The organism is Streptomyces sp. NPDC055013, from assembly GCF_053608645.1.
This window is the reverse complement of the sequence record NZ_JBSGVW010000010.1, coordinates 231,937-248,152: the sequence shown is the minus strand read 5'-3', so window position 1 is coordinate 248,152 and position 16,216 is coordinate 231,937. Positions and strand designations below refer to the sequence as shown.

Sequence of the window (16,216 nt, the reverse complement as noted above, 5' to 3'; positions counted from 1 at the left end):
TCACTCTCCCTCGGGGCTGAACGGCGTTCCCTGGTGGAAGTACATCTGCCATCCGTCGTCGGTTCGGCGCCAAAGGGAACTGCGGTGTGCGTGACCGCCGTTGTACTCCGTGTCGAAGGTGAGGTGGACGACGTCGGGCGCCAGCCGGACGCCCTGTATCCCGGAGGTGACGACGTACCGGTGCGGATCGGTGTCCACGGGCAGGCGGGCCGTGGTCGATGCCCGGTCCCAGCGCCGTCCCGACGAACCGAACTCGTGGAACTCCGGGTGCAGCAGCGACCCGAGCAGTTCGGGCGAGCGGCGGATTTCGGGGTCCAGCAGCCTCAGTTCGCCCTCGATGGCGGCCTTCACGGCGGATTCGTGCTCAGTCACCGGTCATCTCCACAAGTTTGACGACTGTGTTCCAGTTACGGCTGGTGGCGATCAAACCCTTGTTGAGCCGGGGCCGCGACAGAATTTCGGCGAGCTTGGAGCGGCCCAGGCCATTCGGGGCGTACAGGTACACCGCGCGGTCGCCGAGGCGGAACTCCTCCGGGAGGTAGGCGGCCTGGTCGATCTCCGCGAATCGCTCGGCGTCGACCAGGGCGGAGCAGTAGGTGACGTGGAGCTGCTTGCCTTCCAACTCGGCTGCGGGGAACGGGCAGTTGTCGGCGATCGCCCGGAGGTAGGCGTGGTCGCGCACGATCACGTCCACGGGGAAGCCGAAGTGCGTCTCGATCGCCGACGCGAGTTCCACGGCCAGGGACTCCTCGTCGCCGTGGTCGGTGGCGAAGACCGCCTGGCCGCTCTGGAGGTAGGTGCGTACGCCGTCGTGACCGAGGCCGGTCATCAGGGTGCGCAGGTCGGCCATCGGGACTTTTCTGCTGCCGCCCACGTTGATTCCGCGCAGCAGCGCCGCATACGTCGTCATCCGGCCACCCTAAGGCGATCCGGTCGGCGCCGAGGCGGCCGTCGTGCCCCGTGGGGGTGGGCACGATGGCCGCCCGGACCCGTAAGTTACTCACCGGTCAGCATCGAGCACAAGGTTTCGGCCCTGATCGTCACCCCCGACACCGCCGGATAGTTGTAGGGGACCCTCATCCTCCCCAGTGGGGAGGGCTCCCGGGCCGGGGGGATGAGTTCTGGCCTCTGCCTTTCACCGAGCAGCAGGAGGAGATGGCTTTATCCGGCCCATACCTTCGAAACGAAAGGGGCGGCAGGGGGCCGCCACCGCAACCAAGGGGGCAAGCCCGTCATGGGGAACCGAGACACACGCGTGCGGGGCCTCGCCGCCCGCGCCGGCGGCTGGAGCGCCCGCCATCGATGGGCTGCCGTCGGCATCTGGGTGCTGTTCGTCGTACTGGCGATGGGCCTCGGTTCGGCGGCCGGCCGGGTCGACGTCAAGGACAGCGACCAGCTGAAGGGCGAGACGCACACCGCCGCCAAGATCATCGAGGACGCCGGGATCGAGGAGCCGGCCGGTGAGACCGTCCTGATTCAGGCCAAGGGCGGTTCGCTCAAGGCCACCGACAGCGAGTTCCGGAACGCCGTCACCGCGGTCGTCAAGGCCGTCGAGGGCACCGGCAAGGTCACCGATGTGACATCGCCGTACGACACGCAGACGATCTCGAAGGACGGACGCAGCGCGCTCGTGCAGTTCGACATCCGCGGCGAGTCGGACACCGCGGGTGAGCGTGTGGAGCCGGTGCTGAAGGCGGTCGAGGACGTCCAGAAGGACCATGAGTCGCTGCGGATCGAGGAGATCGGCGGCGCCAGCATGATGAAGACGTTCGACGACGCGTTCGGGGACGACTTCCAGAAGGCCGAGTACTCCGCGGTGCCGGTGGCCCTCGGCATTCTGCTCATCGCCTTCGGCGCACTGGTGGCGGCCCTGCTGCCGGTACTGCTGGCGGTCACGGCGATCATGGCGACGATGGGCCTGATGGGCCTCGTCAGCCATGTGATGCCGATGAGCGACACCGCGAACTCGGTGATGCTGCTGGTCGGTCTGGCCGTCGGCGTCGACTACTGCCTGTTCTATCTGCGCCGTGAGCGCGAGGAGCGCGAGGCAGGCCGGGACGCGCAGACCGCCCTGAGGGTCGCCGCCGCCACCAGCGGCCGCGCGATCATCGTCTCCGGTGTCACGGTGTGCGTGGCGATGGCGGGCATGCTGTTCACCGGTCTCGCCGAGTTCGAGGCGATGGGCCTGGCCTCGCTGATGGTCGTGGCGGTCGCCATGGTCGGGTCGGTGACGGTGCTTCCGGCGCTGCTGTCGCTGCTGGGCGAGCGGGTCGAGAAGGGCAAGATCCCCTTCCTGCACCCGCAGAGCAAGCTCCGCCGCAACCGGGGGCGGGGCAACCGCGAGAGCCGGTTCTGGACGGCCGTACTCAAGGGCGTCCTCGCCCGGCCGGTGATCTCGGTCGTCGTCGCGGCGGGTGCGCTGCTCGCCATCGCGGCGCCGGCGGTCGGCATGAAGACCCAGAACCTCACGCTGGACCAGGAGTTCGGCGACTCGCTGCCGATCGTGCAGACGTACAACCGCGTCAACGAGGCCTTCCCGGGCGGTTCCGAGCCGGCCGAGGTGGTCGTCAAGGCGGATGACATCAACGCTCCCGAGGTGAAGTCCGCGCTCGCCGACTTCCGTGACCGGGCGATCAGTTCGGGTGCCTCGCGCGGTCCGGTCGAGATCAAGCTGCACGACGATCAGAACGTCGCCTTCGTGTACGTCCCGCTGGTCGGCGGCTCCGACCTCGACAAGGCGGGCGCGAGCCTGGACAAGCTGCGCGACGCCGTGCGGCCCGCCACGCTCGGCAAGGTCGACGGCGTCGAGGCGCCGATCACCGGACAGGTCGCCGGTTCGAAGGACTTCAACGACCAGCTGGCCGGCGCGGTCGTCCCGGTGTTCGCGTTCGTCGTGGTCTTCGCCTTCGGGCTGATGCTGCTGTCCTTCCGCTCGCTGACGGTCGCGATCACCTCGATCGTGCTGAACCTGCTGTCGGTGGGCGCGGCGTACGGCATCCTCGTCGGCGTCTTCCAGCACGGCTGGGGCGCGTCGCTGGTGGGTGCGGAGGGCGTCGGCGCCATCGTCACCTGGCTGCCGCTGTTCCTCTTCGTGATCCTGTTCGGCCTGTCGATGGACTACCACGTGTTCGTGGTCTCGCGAATCCGCGAGGCGCGGCTGCGCGGCCGTACGACGAAGGACGCGATCCAGCACGGTGTGGTCACCACGGCCGGTGTCGTCACCAGCGCCGCGGTCATCATGGTCGCCGTGTTCGCGATCTTCGGCACGCTGTCCATGCAGTCCATGAAGCAGATGGGCGTCGGCCTCGCGGCCGCGGTCCTCATCGACGCGACGATCATCCGGGGTGTCCTGCTCCCGGCGGTCATGGCGCTCCTCGGCGAGCGCAACTGGTACCTGCCGAAGTGGCTGAACCGCCTGCCGGACCTCACGCACGACGAGGCGCCGGAGATCGTGACACGAAGCGCGGCCCGGGACGACGAGGGCGAGCGGGTGCCCGTCTGATCTGCCCGGCCTGCCTGGCCTACGAGTGGGGCCCGTCGACTCCGGGGGAGTCGACGGGCCCTGCTGCGGAGAGAGCTGATGCGGACCGCGGCCGGTCAGCGCTCCTCGTCGTGGGTGAGCAGGAACGCGGGCCGGGTGTGATCCCAACTCGGTACGTGCAGCGCATTGAGCGCCGAGACGATCCGCTTTCCCTCGTACGTGAAGTGTGTCTCGATGAGCGCGGCGAGGCTGTCCAGCTCGCGTCGGAATTCGGTGGGGTCCGCCTCACGGTCCAGTTCGCCGACGAGCGTCTCGAGCCGTTGCAGTGAGTCGTCCACCAGCTGGTGGTCGCGCCGCAACTCCTCCAGCACGGGGCTCAGTTCGGGGAACTGCTCGGCGACCTTGACGAACGCCAGATCGTTCTCGCCGTTGTGGTGCCGGTCCAGGGCCGAGCAGAAGGTCAGGCAGTGGGTTCGCAACTCCCGGACTCGCGTGCCGCCTGCGACATAGGCGTCGACGTCCTGACGCAGTGCTGCGAGCTCCTCGCGGAGCCAGAGGTGTACTTCGATCAACTGGTTGCCGAACGCGGTCAGGCGCCCGTGGGATGTCACCAAGGCTGTTCCAAGGCTTCGACGCCTCCATGCCCTCGACGGTCTCTTCGCCGGGTGCACGCGACGCTGCCAAGGTCCTACCAACGGCACAAACGATCTGTCAATCGCGCACGGGAGCCCCGCGCGTTGCCGGTCACAGTCCGGCGGCACCTTCCGTGACGAGGAGCACGCCGATCACGGCCAGGACCAGGGCGGTGACGGTGCTGTTGTAGGTCTCCAGCCACGTCCTCGCCCTGTCCAGCACAGTGAGGACGCGCTCCCCCAACACGACGTGGAGCAGGAGGGGAAGCGCGACGGTGAAGGCTGCCATCGCGGTGAACACCACCACGGCGGCGACAGCTTGGGACGAGGCCAGTTCGGCGGAGCCGATGGTCAGCCCGGCTGCGGCGGACAGCAGGACGGTCTTCGGATTGGCCCCCGACAGCAGCAGGCCCAGCCGCAGAGCCTTGGCCGGCGTGGCGTCCGTGAGGCTCCGCATCCAGGCCGGTGTGCCTTTCTCGGCACCGGAGCGCCACTGAAGCACGGCGAGCAGGACGAGGACCGCACCGAGCCCCACCTTGGTCCAGGACGCCCAGGTCGGCGTTTCCTCGCGGGTCTCGATGAAGGCCGCAAGGACGGTGAACACCGTCGCGACCGCGAGGATCCCGGCCGCCCATCCGGCCAGGAACGCTCCACCGGTCACCCTGGGCCGAGGCGTGAACAGCAGGAAGAGCGCCGGAACGATCGGGAACGGGGACAGAGCGATGCCCAGCGCGAGCGGCGTCATCTCGCCCATCACTTCGTTCACAGCCGAGTCCTCGTCACCGTCTCGCGCACGCCCACGCTCATGTCTACCGCGCGGCCGCTCGACGCCCCGGCATGACAGGCCAGGGTTCGGCCACAGGAACTCAGCCCTTCCGTCGGGTCTCCCGTACGGCCAACAGCTCCGCCTCGATCAGATCCGCAGCCTGCTTGGTACCGCCCTCCCCCGCCACGTCCGCCTGGACGTCCTTCAGACGCCGGGCGACCTCGGGGTCGTCCACGAGGGACAGGGCGGTCTCGCGCAGGACCTCGGCCGTGGCATCCTCCGTCGCGATGTGCCGGGCAACGCCGAGCGCCTGGAGGATGTCGGCGTTGCCGAACTGGTCCACGGCCTGCGGTACGGCGATCATCGGGGTAGCCGTGGCCAGGCCCTCCTGGCTGCCGCCCGCGCCCGCATGGGTGACGAACAGGTCGGCCTGCTTGAGGATCGCCAACTGCGGCACCCAGGAACGCACTTCGACGTTCGACGGTACGTCACCGAGGTCGGCCGGATCGACGTGCCGGCCGATCTGCAGCACCAGGTGCCAGCCCGGCAGGTCGCCGAAGGCCTTCACGCACTCGCGGTAGAAGGCGGGCTGCTTGGTGAAGGCCGACCCGAGGGAGACGAGCGCGACCTTCTCGGCGTCCGCCGGCCGCTGCCAGTCGCCCTCGGCGGTCCGGTCGGCCTGGCAGGCGCCGACGAAGGTGTGGACGGCCTCGTTCACCCGGTCGGCGTTCGGCTGGAGGGCCTTGGGCATCAGGACGAGGGAGCGCGCGGGGCGGCCGACGAACGGATCGGGGTGCTGGGTGATCCCGTTCGCCTCCAGCCATGCGTGGAAGCGCTCGTAGTAGGCGCGGCCGCGCTCCGTCTTCTTCGGCTCCTCCCACATCGGTTCGGAGACCTCCTGCTCGTACCCCTCCCAGGCGACCATGCACGGCGACAGCGAGATCGCGGGCACGCCCCAGCGGTGGGCGAGGACACGGGCCCCGTACCCGGCGATGTCGTACAGGACGAGGTCCGGCCGGTCCCCCTCGTACGCCTCGATCTGCTGGGGCAGTGCCTGGATCGCGTCGTTCAGGAACGGCTCGACGTGGTCCAGGAGGGTGGAACCCCAGGCCTCCGGATCGGCGTCGGGGCCGGGCAGCGTGGAGTTCCAGAGCCTGGGCTCGGCGCCCGCCTCGGCCACCTTCTCGGCGAAGGCCGGCGGAATCGCGTACGTGACCCGGTGCCCGCGTGCCACGAGCTCGCGGATCACTTCGAGGCTGGGGTTCACGTGCCCGTGGGCGGCGATGGAGAACATGGCGATGTGAGCGGGACTGGTCATGGGCAAGACCATAAACGAGACGATACGTCTCGTGCAAGTCTTTCGTCACCGGGCCAGCACCTCGTGCAGCCTCAGCCACGCCCCCGGCGGCACCTCGCCGACGAGCACGGTCGTGTCGAGGCCCGCCCTGCGGAACGCCGCGTCGACCCGCCGCCTCGGGTGGGCCCGGCGCAGCGAGGCGTGCAGCGAGCCGCCGAGCCCGGAGAAGCCCAGCTCCACCAGTGGCCACCAGCTCTCGTAGGCCCCGGCGTCGAGCAGCGGCTTGCGGCGCCGCTCGATCCGGACGATCCCGGCGTCCACGCCGGGCACGGGCCGGAAGCTGCGCCGGCCGACCCGGCCCAGCAGACGCCACTCGTAGCGGGGCCAGGTCAGGACCGTCAGCAGGGTCCAGCTGCCGTAGTCACCCGTGCGTTTGCGGGCGTACTCGAGCTGGGTGAGGAGCGTGGCGTCGGTGAGGGCGGGTGCCCGCAGGCACCAGTCGACGATGGCGGCGGTGCGGGAGAAGGGCACGTTCCCTGCGACGGAGAACGGGATGCGCGGGGGTCGTGCGGTGAGGAAGTCCTCGCCGATGACGCGGACTTGGGGCGTGTCCCAGAAGCGCGAGCGCAGGGCGGGGACGAGCCTTGGGTCGATCTCGTACGCGAGGAGGCGCCGGCAGCGCGGGGCGAGCTGCTCGGTCAACGCGCCCTTTCCGGCGCCGACTTCGAGCAACAGGGGTGCTTCACGTCCATGCGGTACGGCGAACCGGGCGAGACGGCCGGCGGCGGCGCGGTCGGCGAGGAAATTCTGGGAGAGCGCGCGGGATACGCGGGTGGGGCGGGCCATGGCCTGCGGTCCTTGTCTTCCGTGGGGAGGGAAAAGGGCAGACGAAGGCCCTGACCGGAAGACAGGAGGAGAAAGGAGATGCGGGTCCGCGACGGATCAGCGGGCGTGGCTCCCCGGGCCGGTCAGGGCTCCGGGGCCGCGGCGCATCCGTACGGAGTGCGCGTAGCCCCGGCCGAGACCGGTGATGATGATCGCGTTGTTCGCTGCCACGGACGGCACGTTAGGCCTGGCCGGGCGACGCGGACAACCGAATTACGTCAGCGCTGGTAGCGGGCGAGCACGAGGTTCCCGTCGTCCTCCAGACGCTCGCGCAGCTCGTCGCCGTCGATGGCGCCGCTGTAGTACTCCTGGAAGGCGGGCGTGGCGACCTTGTCCTTCCACTCCGGGTAGCCGCGCACGGACTGTGCGGGTGCCGAGCGCAGGTGTTCGGCGAGGGCGGTGCCGGTGGCCCAGTCGTTCTCGGTGGTGTGCAGGGCGGGGTCCTTCAGCGCCGCGGACCCGGTGGGCAGCATCCAGTCACCGAGCGCCAGTCGCACCATGTTCTCGGGGCGGAGCAGGAAGTCGATGAACCGGGCCGCCTCCCGCTGATGCGGGCTGTCCTCGGCGATGGACAACGTCTGCGGGCTGACGCCCTGGGTGAGTCCGTCGGCGCCTGCCGGGGCGGGCAGCACCTGCCAGTCGAAGCCCTTGGGCGCCTGCTGGACGATCTGCTGGCGGTAGGAGAAGCCGAGCGGGACCATCGCGTACCGGCCGCCGAAGAAGCCGGGCAGGGTGTCCGAGCCGCCGCTGCCCAGGGTGGTCGGCGAGGCGCTGCGATCGGTGTTGACCTGGTCGTGGACCGTGCCGGGCATGACCTCGTCGGCCGCCTCGAAGCGGACGGTCACCTTGCCGTCGGCGCCTCGGTGGAACAGCTGTCCGCCCGCCGAGAGGGACAGGTTGAGGCTGGCGGAGACGGGCTCCTTCAGCGGCCAGGCGACCCCGTACTTGCCGTCGCCGCTCAGCCGGTCCGTGATGCGCCGGAACTCCGGCCAGCTCCACGGGTGTTCGGGAGTGGGAATCCGTACGCCGGACTCCTTCAGCCATGTCGCGTTGGCGATGAGGACGCGTGGTTCCTGGAGGAAGGGGACACCGTAGATCCCGTCCCCGAAGGTCGTCGTGTCCCAACTGCGCTGCGGGATGTCGGACTTGAGCCGCTGCGGCAGCAGGTCGGTCAGGTCGGCGAGGTAGCCGCCGTACGCGAAGTCGGCGAGGTCGTCCGAGGCGTCGTGGATGATGTCCGGGGCCTCACCGCCCTCGAAGGAGGTGAGGAGCTGGTCGTGGACGCTGTCCCAACTGCCCTGGACGTACTCGACCTTGACGTCGGGATGAGTGTCGTTCCACTCCTTCACCAGCTCCTTGTTGACCTCGACGGACTCCTCCTGCCAGGCCAGGGACTGGAAGCGCAGGGTGACGCGTCCGTCGTCGGCGCGGTCACGGTCGTCGCCGCTGCAGCCCGCGAGCAGCAGGGCCAGGGCGGCGGTCAGGGCCGGCAGCAGTCTCGTACGCATCAGCTCTTCACCGCCCCGGCGAGCATGCCGCCCGTGATCCGCCGCTGGATGATCGCGAACACGACCAGCGAGGGCAGCGTCGCGAGGAACGCGGCGGCGGCCAGCGGGCCGAGGTCCGCGACTCCCTCCGCGCCGATGAAGTGCGTGAGGACGACCGGAAGGGTCTGTTTCTCCGGGGTCTTCAGCAGAACGAGCGCGAAGAAGAACTCGTTCCACGCCGTGACGAACGCGAACATCGCCGTCGCCACGATCCCGGGTGCCAGCAGCGGAGCGGTCACCGAGACCAGCGTCCTCAAGCGCCCGGCCCCGTCGACCGACGCCGCCTCCTCCAGCTCGGGCGGCACCGCACGCACGTACCCGACGAGCATCCACAGCGCGAACGGCAGCGCCCACACCACGTACACCATGATCAGTCCCGGCACCGAGTTGATCAGCCGCAGGTTCTTCAGCACCAGGAACAGCGGGATGATCACCAGCACGAGCGGGAACGCCTGGCTGACGATCACCCAGCCGGTCGCGGCTCGCGCGAGCGGGGTGCGCCGGCGTGCCATGACGTAGGCCATCGGGGTCGCGATCAGTACGGCGATCAGGGCGGCGCCGAGCGCGGCGATCAGGGAGTTGAGGGCGGCGTCCAGGAGGGGCTGTTCGTCGAAGGCCTGGCGGAAGTTGGCGAGGGTGGGGTCCTGCGGAATCCAGGTGGGGTGCAGGCTGCCCAGCTCGCGTGGCGGTTTGAAGGCGGTGGAGATCAGCCAGAGGAAGGGGAAGGCGAGGAAGAGGAGGTAGGCGAGCAGGGCGACGTACTGTCCGGCCCGGCCGGTTCTGCTGGTCCTCATGACTCGTCACCTCCCCGGAGCCGTCCGACCAGGAAGACGGCGAGGACGATCGAGATCAGCGCGACCATCACGCATCCCATCGCCGCCGCGTAGCCGAACTGCCCGTAGCGGAAGGCCTCCTCGTAGGCGAAGAGCATGGGAAGCCGGGTACGGCCGCCGGGGCCGCCACTGGTCAGCACGTAGACCAGGGCGAAGGAGTTGAAGTTCCAGATGAGGTTGAGCGCCGTGATGGAGAGGGCGACGGGTCGCAGGGCCGGCCACGTGACCGTGCGGAAGCGGCGCCAGGCGCCGGCGCCGTCCACGGCCGCCGCCTCGTGCAGTTCACGCGGGGTGTTCTGCAGGCCGGCGAGCAGGGCGACCGTCGTGGTCGGCATCCCGGCCCAGACGCCCACGACGATCACGGCGGGCAGGGCGGTGCCGAGCCCGCTGAGCCAGTCACGGCCGTCGCCGAGGCCCAGGTCGCGCAGGGTCTCGTTGAGGATGCCCGCGTCGGGGTTGTAGACCAGCCGCCACATGACGCCGACGACGACCTCGGGCATGGCCCACGGCACGATCGCCAGGGCGCGGGCCAGCCAGCGCAGACGCAGGTTCTCGTTGAGGAGGAGTGCGAGGCCGAGCGCCAGCAGGAACTGCGGCACGGTGACGCCGACGGCCCAGACGAGGCCGATCCGGAACGAGTCCCAGAACAGCGTGTCGTGCAGCAGGTCCCGGAAGTTGAGACCGCCGATCCACTGGGTGGCCTGGGTCCGGCCGGACTGGGCGTCGGTGAAGGACAGCAGGATGCCGTAGAGGAGCGGTCCGACGCTCAGGACGAGGATGGGGATCAGCGCGGGGAGCACGAGGAACCAGGCGCCGTGATCCGTGACGCGCCGCTGCCGCGGCCTGCCTCCCGGCGTGCGTCTCACCGGCCTCTCCGCCTCGGTCACCGATGTCACGGGATCAGCCTCACATCAGCCCCTTTGCGCTGCTCGGAACGGGCCCCGTCATGGTCGTGAAGGCGCTCTTTCCCGTCAAGGCAGCGCGCACGCGGTCCGACCTGTGGAAATGCGAGACTGAGCCGTGGATGGCGGGAATCCGACGCCGTTCATGGCGAGGCAGGACCACACGGAGGCGGACGATGGACGAGGCACGGGCGCGGGACGTACTGGGTGCGGCAGCGGTACTGCCCGGTCCGGCCCGGGACGCGCGGCTGCTCGCCCTGGGCGAGAACGCCGTGTTCGGCGCTGGTGAACTGGTCGTCAAGGTGGGCCGCGACGCCGAACTCCTCGGCCGGGCGCGGCGCGAACTGGACATCGCGGTGTGGCTGGAGGAGACGGGCGTGCCGGCGGTGCGGGCGGCCGAGCCCAAGGCGATGCTGGTGGAGGGGCACCCGGTGACCGTGTGGCATCGGCTCCCCGATCCGGTACGGCCCGCCGAGCCAAGGGATTTGGCCGAACTGCTACGGGTCGTGCACGCCCTGCCCACGCCCTCCTTCGAACTGCCGCCCCGCGAGCTGCTGGGTGGCGTGGAGCGGTGGCTGCGGCTGGCGGGCGACGCGATCGATCCGGCGGACGCGGCGTACTTGCGGGAGCGGCGGGACGGGTTCGCGGCGGCCGCGGCCGGGCTGACGCCCCGTCTGGCCCCCGGGCCGATCCACGGGGACGCACTGCCGCGCAATGTGCATGTGGGCCCGGACGGGCCGGTACTGGTCGACCTGGAGACCTTCTCGGCCGATCTGCGTGAGCACGACCTGGTGGTCATGGCGCTCTCGCGGGATCGGTACGGGTTGCCCGCGCCGGCCTACGACTCCTTCGTCGGGACCTACGGCTGGGACGTGCGGGAGTGGGAAGGCAGCTCGGTGCTGCGCGGAGCTCGGGAGACGGCGAGCTGCGCCTGGGTTTCGCAGCATGCGCCGAGCAATCCGAAGGCGCTGACCGAGTTCGAGCGGCGGGTGGCGTCGCTGCGGGAGGGGGACGAAGCTGTGCGGTGGTATCCGTTCTGACCCCGCAACCCGGCCCGTCCGGCCCGTGATGCCGTACCGGCATCACCGAGCCGAGGCTTCCCTGCTCCGAATCCGGCGCGCGGCACTTCCGAGGTCGGCCAGCACCGTGCGGACCGCCGATCTGGCCGTGCGCTCCGGGCGGTACAAGGCGTCGATGTGGCGTCGGGACTGGACGCCGCTGAGGGGTCTGAGGGTGAGTGCGGGGTGGGGGCGCGTCGTCCAGCGTGGCATCAGGGCGATGCCGCCGCCGGCTGCCACCACCTCGGCCACCACCGTGAACTCGTTGATGCGGTGGGCCAGATGGGGGCGCCGGCCGGTCGACGCGGCGATGGCTTCGATGACCGCCAGGACCGGGAAACCGTCGTGCACCGTGATCCATGGCTCGTCCGCCACATCGCGCGGCGTGACACGGGGCTTGGCGGCCAGCGGATGGCCGGCGGGCATGGCCACGTCCAGCGGCTCGCGCAGCAGGGTCGTCGCGGCCACCGTGTCCGGCCAGGGCGGGGCGTGGTCCAGGCGGTGGGCGAGGACGATGTCGTACTCCCGGGTGAGCCGGGGAAAGTCCTCCTGCGGTACGTCCTCGTCGGCGAGCCTCGGCACCGGCTTGCCCGGACCGGTGAGCGCGCTGATCAACAGCGGGAAGAACGCGGCGCCCGCGCTGTGGAAGGCCGCCACCGACACTTCCCCGTCCGGCCGCCCGACGAACTCGTCGACGGTGCGCCTCGCGCGTGCCAGCGCCGTCTCCACCTCGACGGCCGCGCCCGCCAGCGCCTGCCCGGCATCGGTGAGCACCAGGCGCCGCCCCTGCCGCTCGGTGAGCGGCACCGGGATCGCCCGCTGCAGCAGCCGCAGCTGCTGGGAGATCGCGGACGGCGTCACCAGGAGCGCCTCGGCGACCGCCGTGACACTGCCCAGTTCGCCGAGCTCGCGCAGGATCCTCAGCTGCCGTTCGTCCATTGCCTCAGTGTAGGGACGACGATGTAGAGCTGCTAAATGATCCTTTTAGAAAGTGGTACTGGGCTTCACGGACGTTTCCCTGCACGGTGGGCGGGTGTCCGATGTCCGACGTACCGATGCGGTACTCCTCCTGGTCGCGCTCGTCTGGGGCTCCAGCTATCTCTCCGCCCAGACGGCCACGGCCGCGCTCCCCGTGCTGCTGGTGCTCTTCGCCCGCTACGGCCTGTCCGCCGTCGCCTGTCTCGGCCTGGTCGCGTCCGGGCGGGGCGGCTCACGCCGATGGACGCGCGCCGAGCTGCGGGCCGGCCTGCCCCTGGGGGTGACGCAGGCCGCGGTCCTGCTCGTGGAGACGTACGGCGTCGCCCACACCAGCGCCGCCAACGCCGGGCTCATCGTCAGCCTGACCATCGTCCTCACCCCGCTCCTCGACCGCGGCGGCCGCCACGGCTCACTGCCCCTCCCCTTCTTCGCCGCGACCGGTGTGTGCATCCTGGCCGTCGGGCTCCTGATGTCCGGCAACGGCTTCCACGCGCCCCGACTCGGCGACCTGCTGATGCTCGGTGCCGCCGTCATCCGGGCCGGGCATGTCGCGCTCGTCGGCCGCTTCACCACCGGGCGCGCGATCCGCCCGCTGCAGCTGACGACGGTGCAGACCCTCGTCGGCACGGCCCTGTTCCTGCCGGCCGCCGCCCTCGACCTGCCGACGCTGGCCCACGCCGACCCGGCGACCTGGGCCCAGCTGGTCTATCTCGCCCTGTTCTGCAGTGTGTTCGCCTTCCTGGCGCAGACGTGGGCCGTGCAGCGCACCTCCGCCAGCAGGGCCAGTCTGCTGCTGGGCACCGAGCCGGTCTGGGCGGTCGCGGTGGGCGTGGCCCTCGGCGGCGACCACCTCACCCCGCTCACCGGCCTCGGGGCGGCCCTCATGGTGGCCGGCACCTACTGGGGCCAGGCTGTGGAACGGGCGCACCGCGGCACACCGGACCTCTCGCTCACCGCATCCCACGCCCCCGCCAACGCCCTCAGCAAGGACCCCGAATGTCCGAGTACGCATACGACACTTACGACCACCTGATCGCCCTGCTCGACGCCTCCTCCATCGACCACCGCCTCATCGACCACGAGCCGGAAGGCGCCACCGAGGCGGTCTGCGCCCTGCGCGGTCACCCGGCCTCCGAGGCCGCGAAGTGCATCGTGCTGCGGGTCAAGGTGGACCGGCGCACGACCCGGTACGTCCTCGCCGTCGTCCCGGGCGACCGGCGGGTGGACCTGGACGCCGTCCGGGCGCTGTTCGCAGCGCGTTACGTCGGCTTCAGCGACCCTCGGACCGCGGAGCGGCTGGCCCGTGCCGTGCCCGGCACCGTCCTGCCGTTCAGCTTCGACCCCGACCTCGAACTCGTCGCCGACCCGTACGTCGTGGCCCAGCCGAAGCTGTACTTCAACGCCGCCCGGCTGGACCGCTCGCTCCTCATCTCCGGCGCGGACTACGAGCGGCTGGCCAAGCCGCGCGTCGAGCGGATCGCTGCACAGGCGTCCGCGTCCGAGTGACAGAGGCCGTCGCGTGGGCGCTGCCGGTCGGTTGTTGCGGGTCCAGTGGCCGCGCCGGCGTGCCGGACGCCGTCGGGAGCCGGGACCGTCCTGCTCCGGCCCGGCACTCCCGCGCGCCGCGCCCTGCAGCCCTCAGACCGTCTCGCCCGCCACCCGCTCCCCCGCCGTTTCCCTCAGCGGCCACGTGCCGTCGACCACCGCGGTCGCGTCGCCCTTGCGGCGCAGGAAGTTCTGGAAGTCCGCCGCCCACTCGGCGTACCACTCGATCTGACGAAGGTGCAGCTCCGCCGGGCCGAGGGACGCGATCTTGGGGTGGCGGACGGCTATCGCGCCGGCCAGACGGGCCGCGGCGAGGGCGTCGGCCGAGGCGTCGTGTGCGGAGTCGAGTGCGATGCCGTACTCCCGGCAGACCGCTTCGAGGTTGCGCTTGCCACGGCGGTAGCGGTCGGCCCAGCGGTCGATGGTGTACGGGTCGATGACCGGGGCGGGGGCAGGACCGCCCAGGCGGTCGCTGAGCGACGGCAGGCCGTACCGCCGCAGTTCGGCGGAGAGCAGGCTCAGGTCGAATGCCGCGTTGTACGCGACGACCGGCACGCCCGTCTTCCAGTACGTCACCAGGACGTCCGCGATGGCGTCGGCCACCTGGTCGGCCGGGCGGCCCTCGGCGGCCGCGCGTTCGTTGCTGATGCCGTGGACCGCGACCGCGTCCGCCGGGATCTCGACGCCCGGATCGGCCAGCCACTCCTTGTGCCCCAGGGGCTGCCCGTCCCTGACCTCGATCACGGCAGCGGTGACGATGCGCGCCTCGCGCGGATCTGTCCCGGTCGTCTCCAGGTCGAAGCCGATCAGCAGCTCACGGTGCCAGCCCATGGGCGGTCCCCCTTCTTGGTGGTGCTTTCCCCCAGTGGTCTCCACCCTCCCATGCGCCACTGACAATCAGGGGACCGCATTCCGCTTCCGCGGCGGGACGGCCTTCGCGACTGGTCCGCACTGGGACAGTTCAGGACACTGGCCGCGAATCAGCCCACATGAGCTCGAACTCCTCGCGGTACGTGGGGAAGAGCCCGCCTTCGTCGATCTCGTCCGACTTGACCACTCTGCTGCCGTTGCGCAGCACCAGAACCGGCGCCTCGAGACCGCGCATCCGCCGCAGATAGGTCTGTACGACCGCGATGCCGTCGGAGCCGTCGCCGTCCACGAGGTAGGCCGTGAAGCGGGGCGTCTCGTCGAAGACCTGGATCTCGAAGGCACCCGGGTCGCGCAGCCGGGAGCGCACCCGGCGCATGTGCAGGATGTTCATCTCGACCGCCCGGCTCAGCTCGCCGCGCTTGATGCCGAGTTCGCGTTCCCGCCGCTTGACCGCGCTGGAGGCCGGGTTCAGGAAGAGCAGTCGCACCCGGCAGCCGGACTCGGCGAGCCGCACCAGGCGCCGTCCGGAGAAGTTCTGCACGAGAAGGTTGAGGCCGATGCCGATGGCGTCGAGCCTGCGCGCGCCGCCGAAGATGTCCTCGGCCGGGAACTGGCGAAGCAGCCGCACCCGGTCGGAGTGCACGGCGACCACGTCGGCGTACCGGTCGCCGACCAGGTCCTCGACCGCGTCGATCGGCAGCCGGCGCGCGGACGGGACGTCACCGCTCGAACCGAGGATCTCCAGCAGCCGCGCGGAGGCCCGTTCGGCCTGGTTGAGGACCGCCTCGGACAGGGCCCGGTTGCGCGACACGACGTTCCGGGTCACTTCGAGTTCGTCCAGGGCGAGTTCGACGTCCCTGCGGTCGTCGATGTAGGGCTCGAAGCACGGCCAGTGCTGCACCATCAGCTCGCGCAGCTGCGGCAGGGTGAGGAAGCTGAGGACGTTGTCGTCGGCCGGGTCCAGCAAGTAGCCCTTGCGACGGCTGACTTCGCGTACGGCGACGGCGCGCTGGACCCACTCCTGCCCGGCGGGTCCGGCCGCCGCCACCACCCAGTCGTCGTGTCCGTGGACGGGTTCGTAGATGGGGCGCAGCACAGCGGCCACGACCGCGCGCAACCGCTGTTCGACGAGGTTCAGCCAGATGTATGCCCGGCCGGCACGCTGGGCGCGCGTCCGTACCTCACGCCAGGCCTCGGTGTCCCAGTCCAGCTCCGGGCCGATGGAGTTGGTCTCCATCGGCCTGGCCAGCGACACCGTGCCGGGCGGGACGTCTGTGGAGTTCCCCTCGTGACCCTCGTCACCAGGGGGCAACTCCAGCCCTCCCGAGCCCACCCGCGCACCGCCTTCCGCTCCCCCGAGCACTCCCCGTCCCAACGATCAAGGAAGGGTACTCCGGGAGCGGTCGGCGGTGCAGCCGGATG

The 16,216-nt window shown here is 70.5% G+C and carries 15 protein-coding genes and 1 pseudogene; 4 read left to right on the top strand and 12 right to left on the bottom strand.

All coding sequences use genetic code 11. The annotated features are described in order from the left end of the window. Together ACWGDB_RS16065 and ACWGDB_RS16060 are read right to left on the bottom strand one after the other, a co-directional pair. A complete protein-coding gene (locus ACWGDB_RS16065) occupies nt 1-372 on the bottom strand; it encodes a nuclear transport factor 2 family protein (protein WP_453823005.1) in 372 nt (123 codons plus the stop codon). Further along, on the bottom strand, nt 365-910 hold the full coding sequence (locus ACWGDB_RS16060; protein ID WP_453823004.1) for a DUF1697 domain-containing protein: 546 nt from the start codon (nt 908-910) through the stop codon (nt 365-367). Before ACWGDB_RS16060 ends, ACWGDB_RS16065 begins: the two co-directional genes overlap by 8 nt. Before the next feature lie 324 nt (nt 911-1,234). Here ACWGDB_RS16060 and ACWGDB_RS16055 point away from each other — a divergent pair, with 324 nt between their 5' ends. After that, the gene (locus ACWGDB_RS16055) at nt 1,235-3,502 is read left to right on the top strand and encodes an MMPL family transporter (RefSeq protein WP_453823003.1); all 2,268 of its coding nucleotides are present in this window, start codon (nt 1,235-1,237) and stop codon (nt 3,500-3,502) included. 95 nt (nt 3,503-3,597) lie between these two features. Here the strand turns inward: ACWGDB_RS16055 and ACWGDB_RS16050 are convergent, their stop codons facing one another. The 7 genes and pseudogenes from ACWGDB_RS16050 to ACWGDB_RS16020 form a co-directional block, all read right to left on the bottom strand. After that, complete coding sequence (locus ACWGDB_RS16050; protein ID WP_453823035.1) at nt 3,598-4,092, bottom strand: hemerythrin domain-containing protein; 495 nt, start codon at nt 4,090-4,092, stop codon at nt 3,598-3,600. A gap of 133 nt (nt 4,093-4,225) precedes the next feature. Beyond that, complete coding sequence (locus ACWGDB_RS16045; protein WP_453823002.1) at nt 4,226-4,879, bottom strand: GAP family protein; 654 nt, start codon at nt 4,877-4,879, stop codon at nt 4,226-4,228. Nucleotides 4,880-4,979: 100 nt separating this feature from the next. Further along, a pseudogene (gene mgt, locus ACWGDB_RS16040) lies at nt 4,980-6,246 on the bottom strand (macrolide-inactivating glycosyltransferase). After that, nucleotides 6,243-7,022 carry an ErmE/ErmH/ErmO/ErmR family 23S rRNA (adenine(2058)-N(6))-methyltransferase gene (gene erm, locus ACWGDB_RS16035; RefSeq protein ID WP_453823001.1) on the bottom strand — a complete coding sequence of 260 codons (780 nt, stop codon included), beginning with the start codon at nt 7,020-7,022 and terminating at the stop codon, nt 6,243-6,245. Before erm ends, mgt begins: the two are co-directional and overlap by 4 nt. 257 nt (nt 7,023-7,279) lie before the next feature. Next, a complete protein-coding gene (locus tag ACWGDB_RS16030; RefSeq protein ID WP_453823000.1) occupies nt 7,280-8,569 on the bottom strand; it encodes an ABC transporter substrate-binding protein in 1,290 nt (429 codons plus the stop codon). Further along, nucleotides 8,569-9,402, bottom strand: a complete 834-nt coding sequence (locus ACWGDB_RS16025) for a carbohydrate ABC transporter permease (RefSeq protein WP_453822999.1) — start codon at nt 9,400-9,402, stop codon at nt 8,569-8,571. Before ACWGDB_RS16025 ends, ACWGDB_RS16030 begins: the two co-directional genes overlap by 1 nt. After that, complete coding sequence (locus tag ACWGDB_RS16020) at nt 9,399-10,337, bottom strand: carbohydrate ABC transporter permease (RefSeq protein ID WP_453822998.1); 939 nt, start codon at nt 10,335-10,337, stop codon at nt 9,399-9,401. The genes ACWGDB_RS16025 and ACWGDB_RS16020 overlap by 4 nt, the downstream gene beginning before the upstream one ends. A 182-nt stretch (nt 10,338-10,519) precedes the next feature. Between ACWGDB_RS16020 and ACWGDB_RS16015 the strand changes: the two genes are divergently transcribed. Next, nucleotides 10,520-11,383, top strand: a complete 864-nt coding sequence (locus ACWGDB_RS16015) for a phosphotransferase (RefSeq protein WP_453822997.1) — start codon at nt 10,520-10,522, stop codon at nt 11,381-11,383. 42 nt (nt 11,384-11,425) lie between these two features. On the opposite strand, the gene ACWGDB_RS16010 is transcribed toward ACWGDB_RS16015, so the two are convergent. Continuing rightward, nucleotides 11,426-12,340: a LysR family transcriptional regulator gene (locus ACWGDB_RS16010; RefSeq protein ID WP_453822996.1), complete on the bottom strand. Its 915-nt coding sequence runs from the start codon at nt 12,338-12,340 to the stop codon at nt 11,426-11,428. A 94-nt stretch (nt 12,341-12,434) separates the two neighbouring features. Between ACWGDB_RS16010 and ACWGDB_RS16005 the strand changes: the two genes are divergently transcribed. Both ACWGDB_RS16005 and ACWGDB_RS16000 read left to right on the top strand, forming a co-directional pair. Further along, on the top strand, nt 12,435-13,412 hold the full coding sequence (locus ACWGDB_RS16005) for a DMT family transporter (protein ID WP_453822995.1): 978 nt from the start codon (nt 12,435-12,437) through the stop codon (nt 13,410-13,412). Then, the gene (locus ACWGDB_RS16000) at nt 13,376-13,885 is read left to right on the top strand and encodes a YbaK/EbsC family protein (RefSeq protein WP_453822994.1); all 510 of its coding nucleotides are present in this window, start codon (nt 13,376-13,378) and stop codon (nt 13,883-13,885) included. Before ACWGDB_RS16005 ends, ACWGDB_RS16000 begins: the two co-directional genes overlap by 37 nt. A gap of 132 nt (nt 13,886-14,017) precedes the next feature. Here the strand turns inward: ACWGDB_RS16000 and ACWGDB_RS15995 are convergent, their stop codons facing one another. After that, complete coding sequence (locus ACWGDB_RS15995; RefSeq protein ID WP_453822993.1) at nt 14,018-14,755, bottom strand: exonuclease domain-containing protein; 738 nt, start codon at nt 14,753-14,755, stop codon at nt 14,018-14,020. A 130-nt stretch (nt 14,756-14,885) separates the two neighbouring features. Further along, nucleotides 14,886-16,127 carry an SAV2148 family HEPN domain-containing protein gene (locus tag ACWGDB_RS15990; protein ID WP_383604935.1) on the bottom strand — a complete coding sequence of 414 codons (1,242 nt, stop codon included), beginning with the start codon at nt 16,125-16,127 and terminating at the stop codon, nt 14,886-14,888. Nucleotides 16,128-16,216: the final 89 nt, after the last annotated feature.

Coding starts and splice junctions, on each gene's coding strand:
- ACWGDB_RS16015 (WP_453822997.1), top strand. CDS start 10,520: ATGGACGAGGCACGGGCGCGGGACGTACTGGGTGCGGCAGCGGTACTG.
- ACWGDB_RS15995 (WP_453822993.1), bottom strand. CDS start 14,755: ATGGGCTGGCACCGTGAGCTGCTGATCGGCTTCGACCTGGAGACGACC.
- ACWGDB_RS16025 (WP_453822999.1), bottom strand. CDS start 9,402: ATGAGGACCAGCAGAACCGGCCGGGCCGGACAGTACGTCGCCCTGCTC.
- ACWGDB_RS16000 (WP_453822994.1), top strand. CDS start 13,376: ATGTCCGAGTACGCATACGACACTTACGACCACCTGATCGCCCTGCTC.
- ACWGDB_RS16030 (WP_453823000.1), bottom strand. CDS start 8,569: ATGCGTACGAGACTGCTGCCGGCCCTGACCGCCGCCCTGGCCCTGCTG.
- ACWGDB_RS16055 (WP_453823003.1), top strand. CDS start 1,235: ATGGGGAACCGAGACACACGCGTGCGGGGCCTCGCCGCCCGCGCCGGC.
- ACWGDB_RS16010 (WP_453822996.1), bottom strand. CDS start 12,340: ATGGACGAACGGCAGCTGAGGATCCTGCGCGAGCTCGGCGAACTGGGC.
- erm (WP_453823001.1), bottom strand. CDS start 7,022: ATGGCCCGCCCCACCCGCGTATCCCGCGCGCTCTCCCAGAATTTCCTC.
- ACWGDB_RS16060 (WP_453823004.1), bottom strand. CDS start 910: ATGACGACGTATGCGGCGCTGCTGCGCGGAATCAACGTGGGCGGCAGC.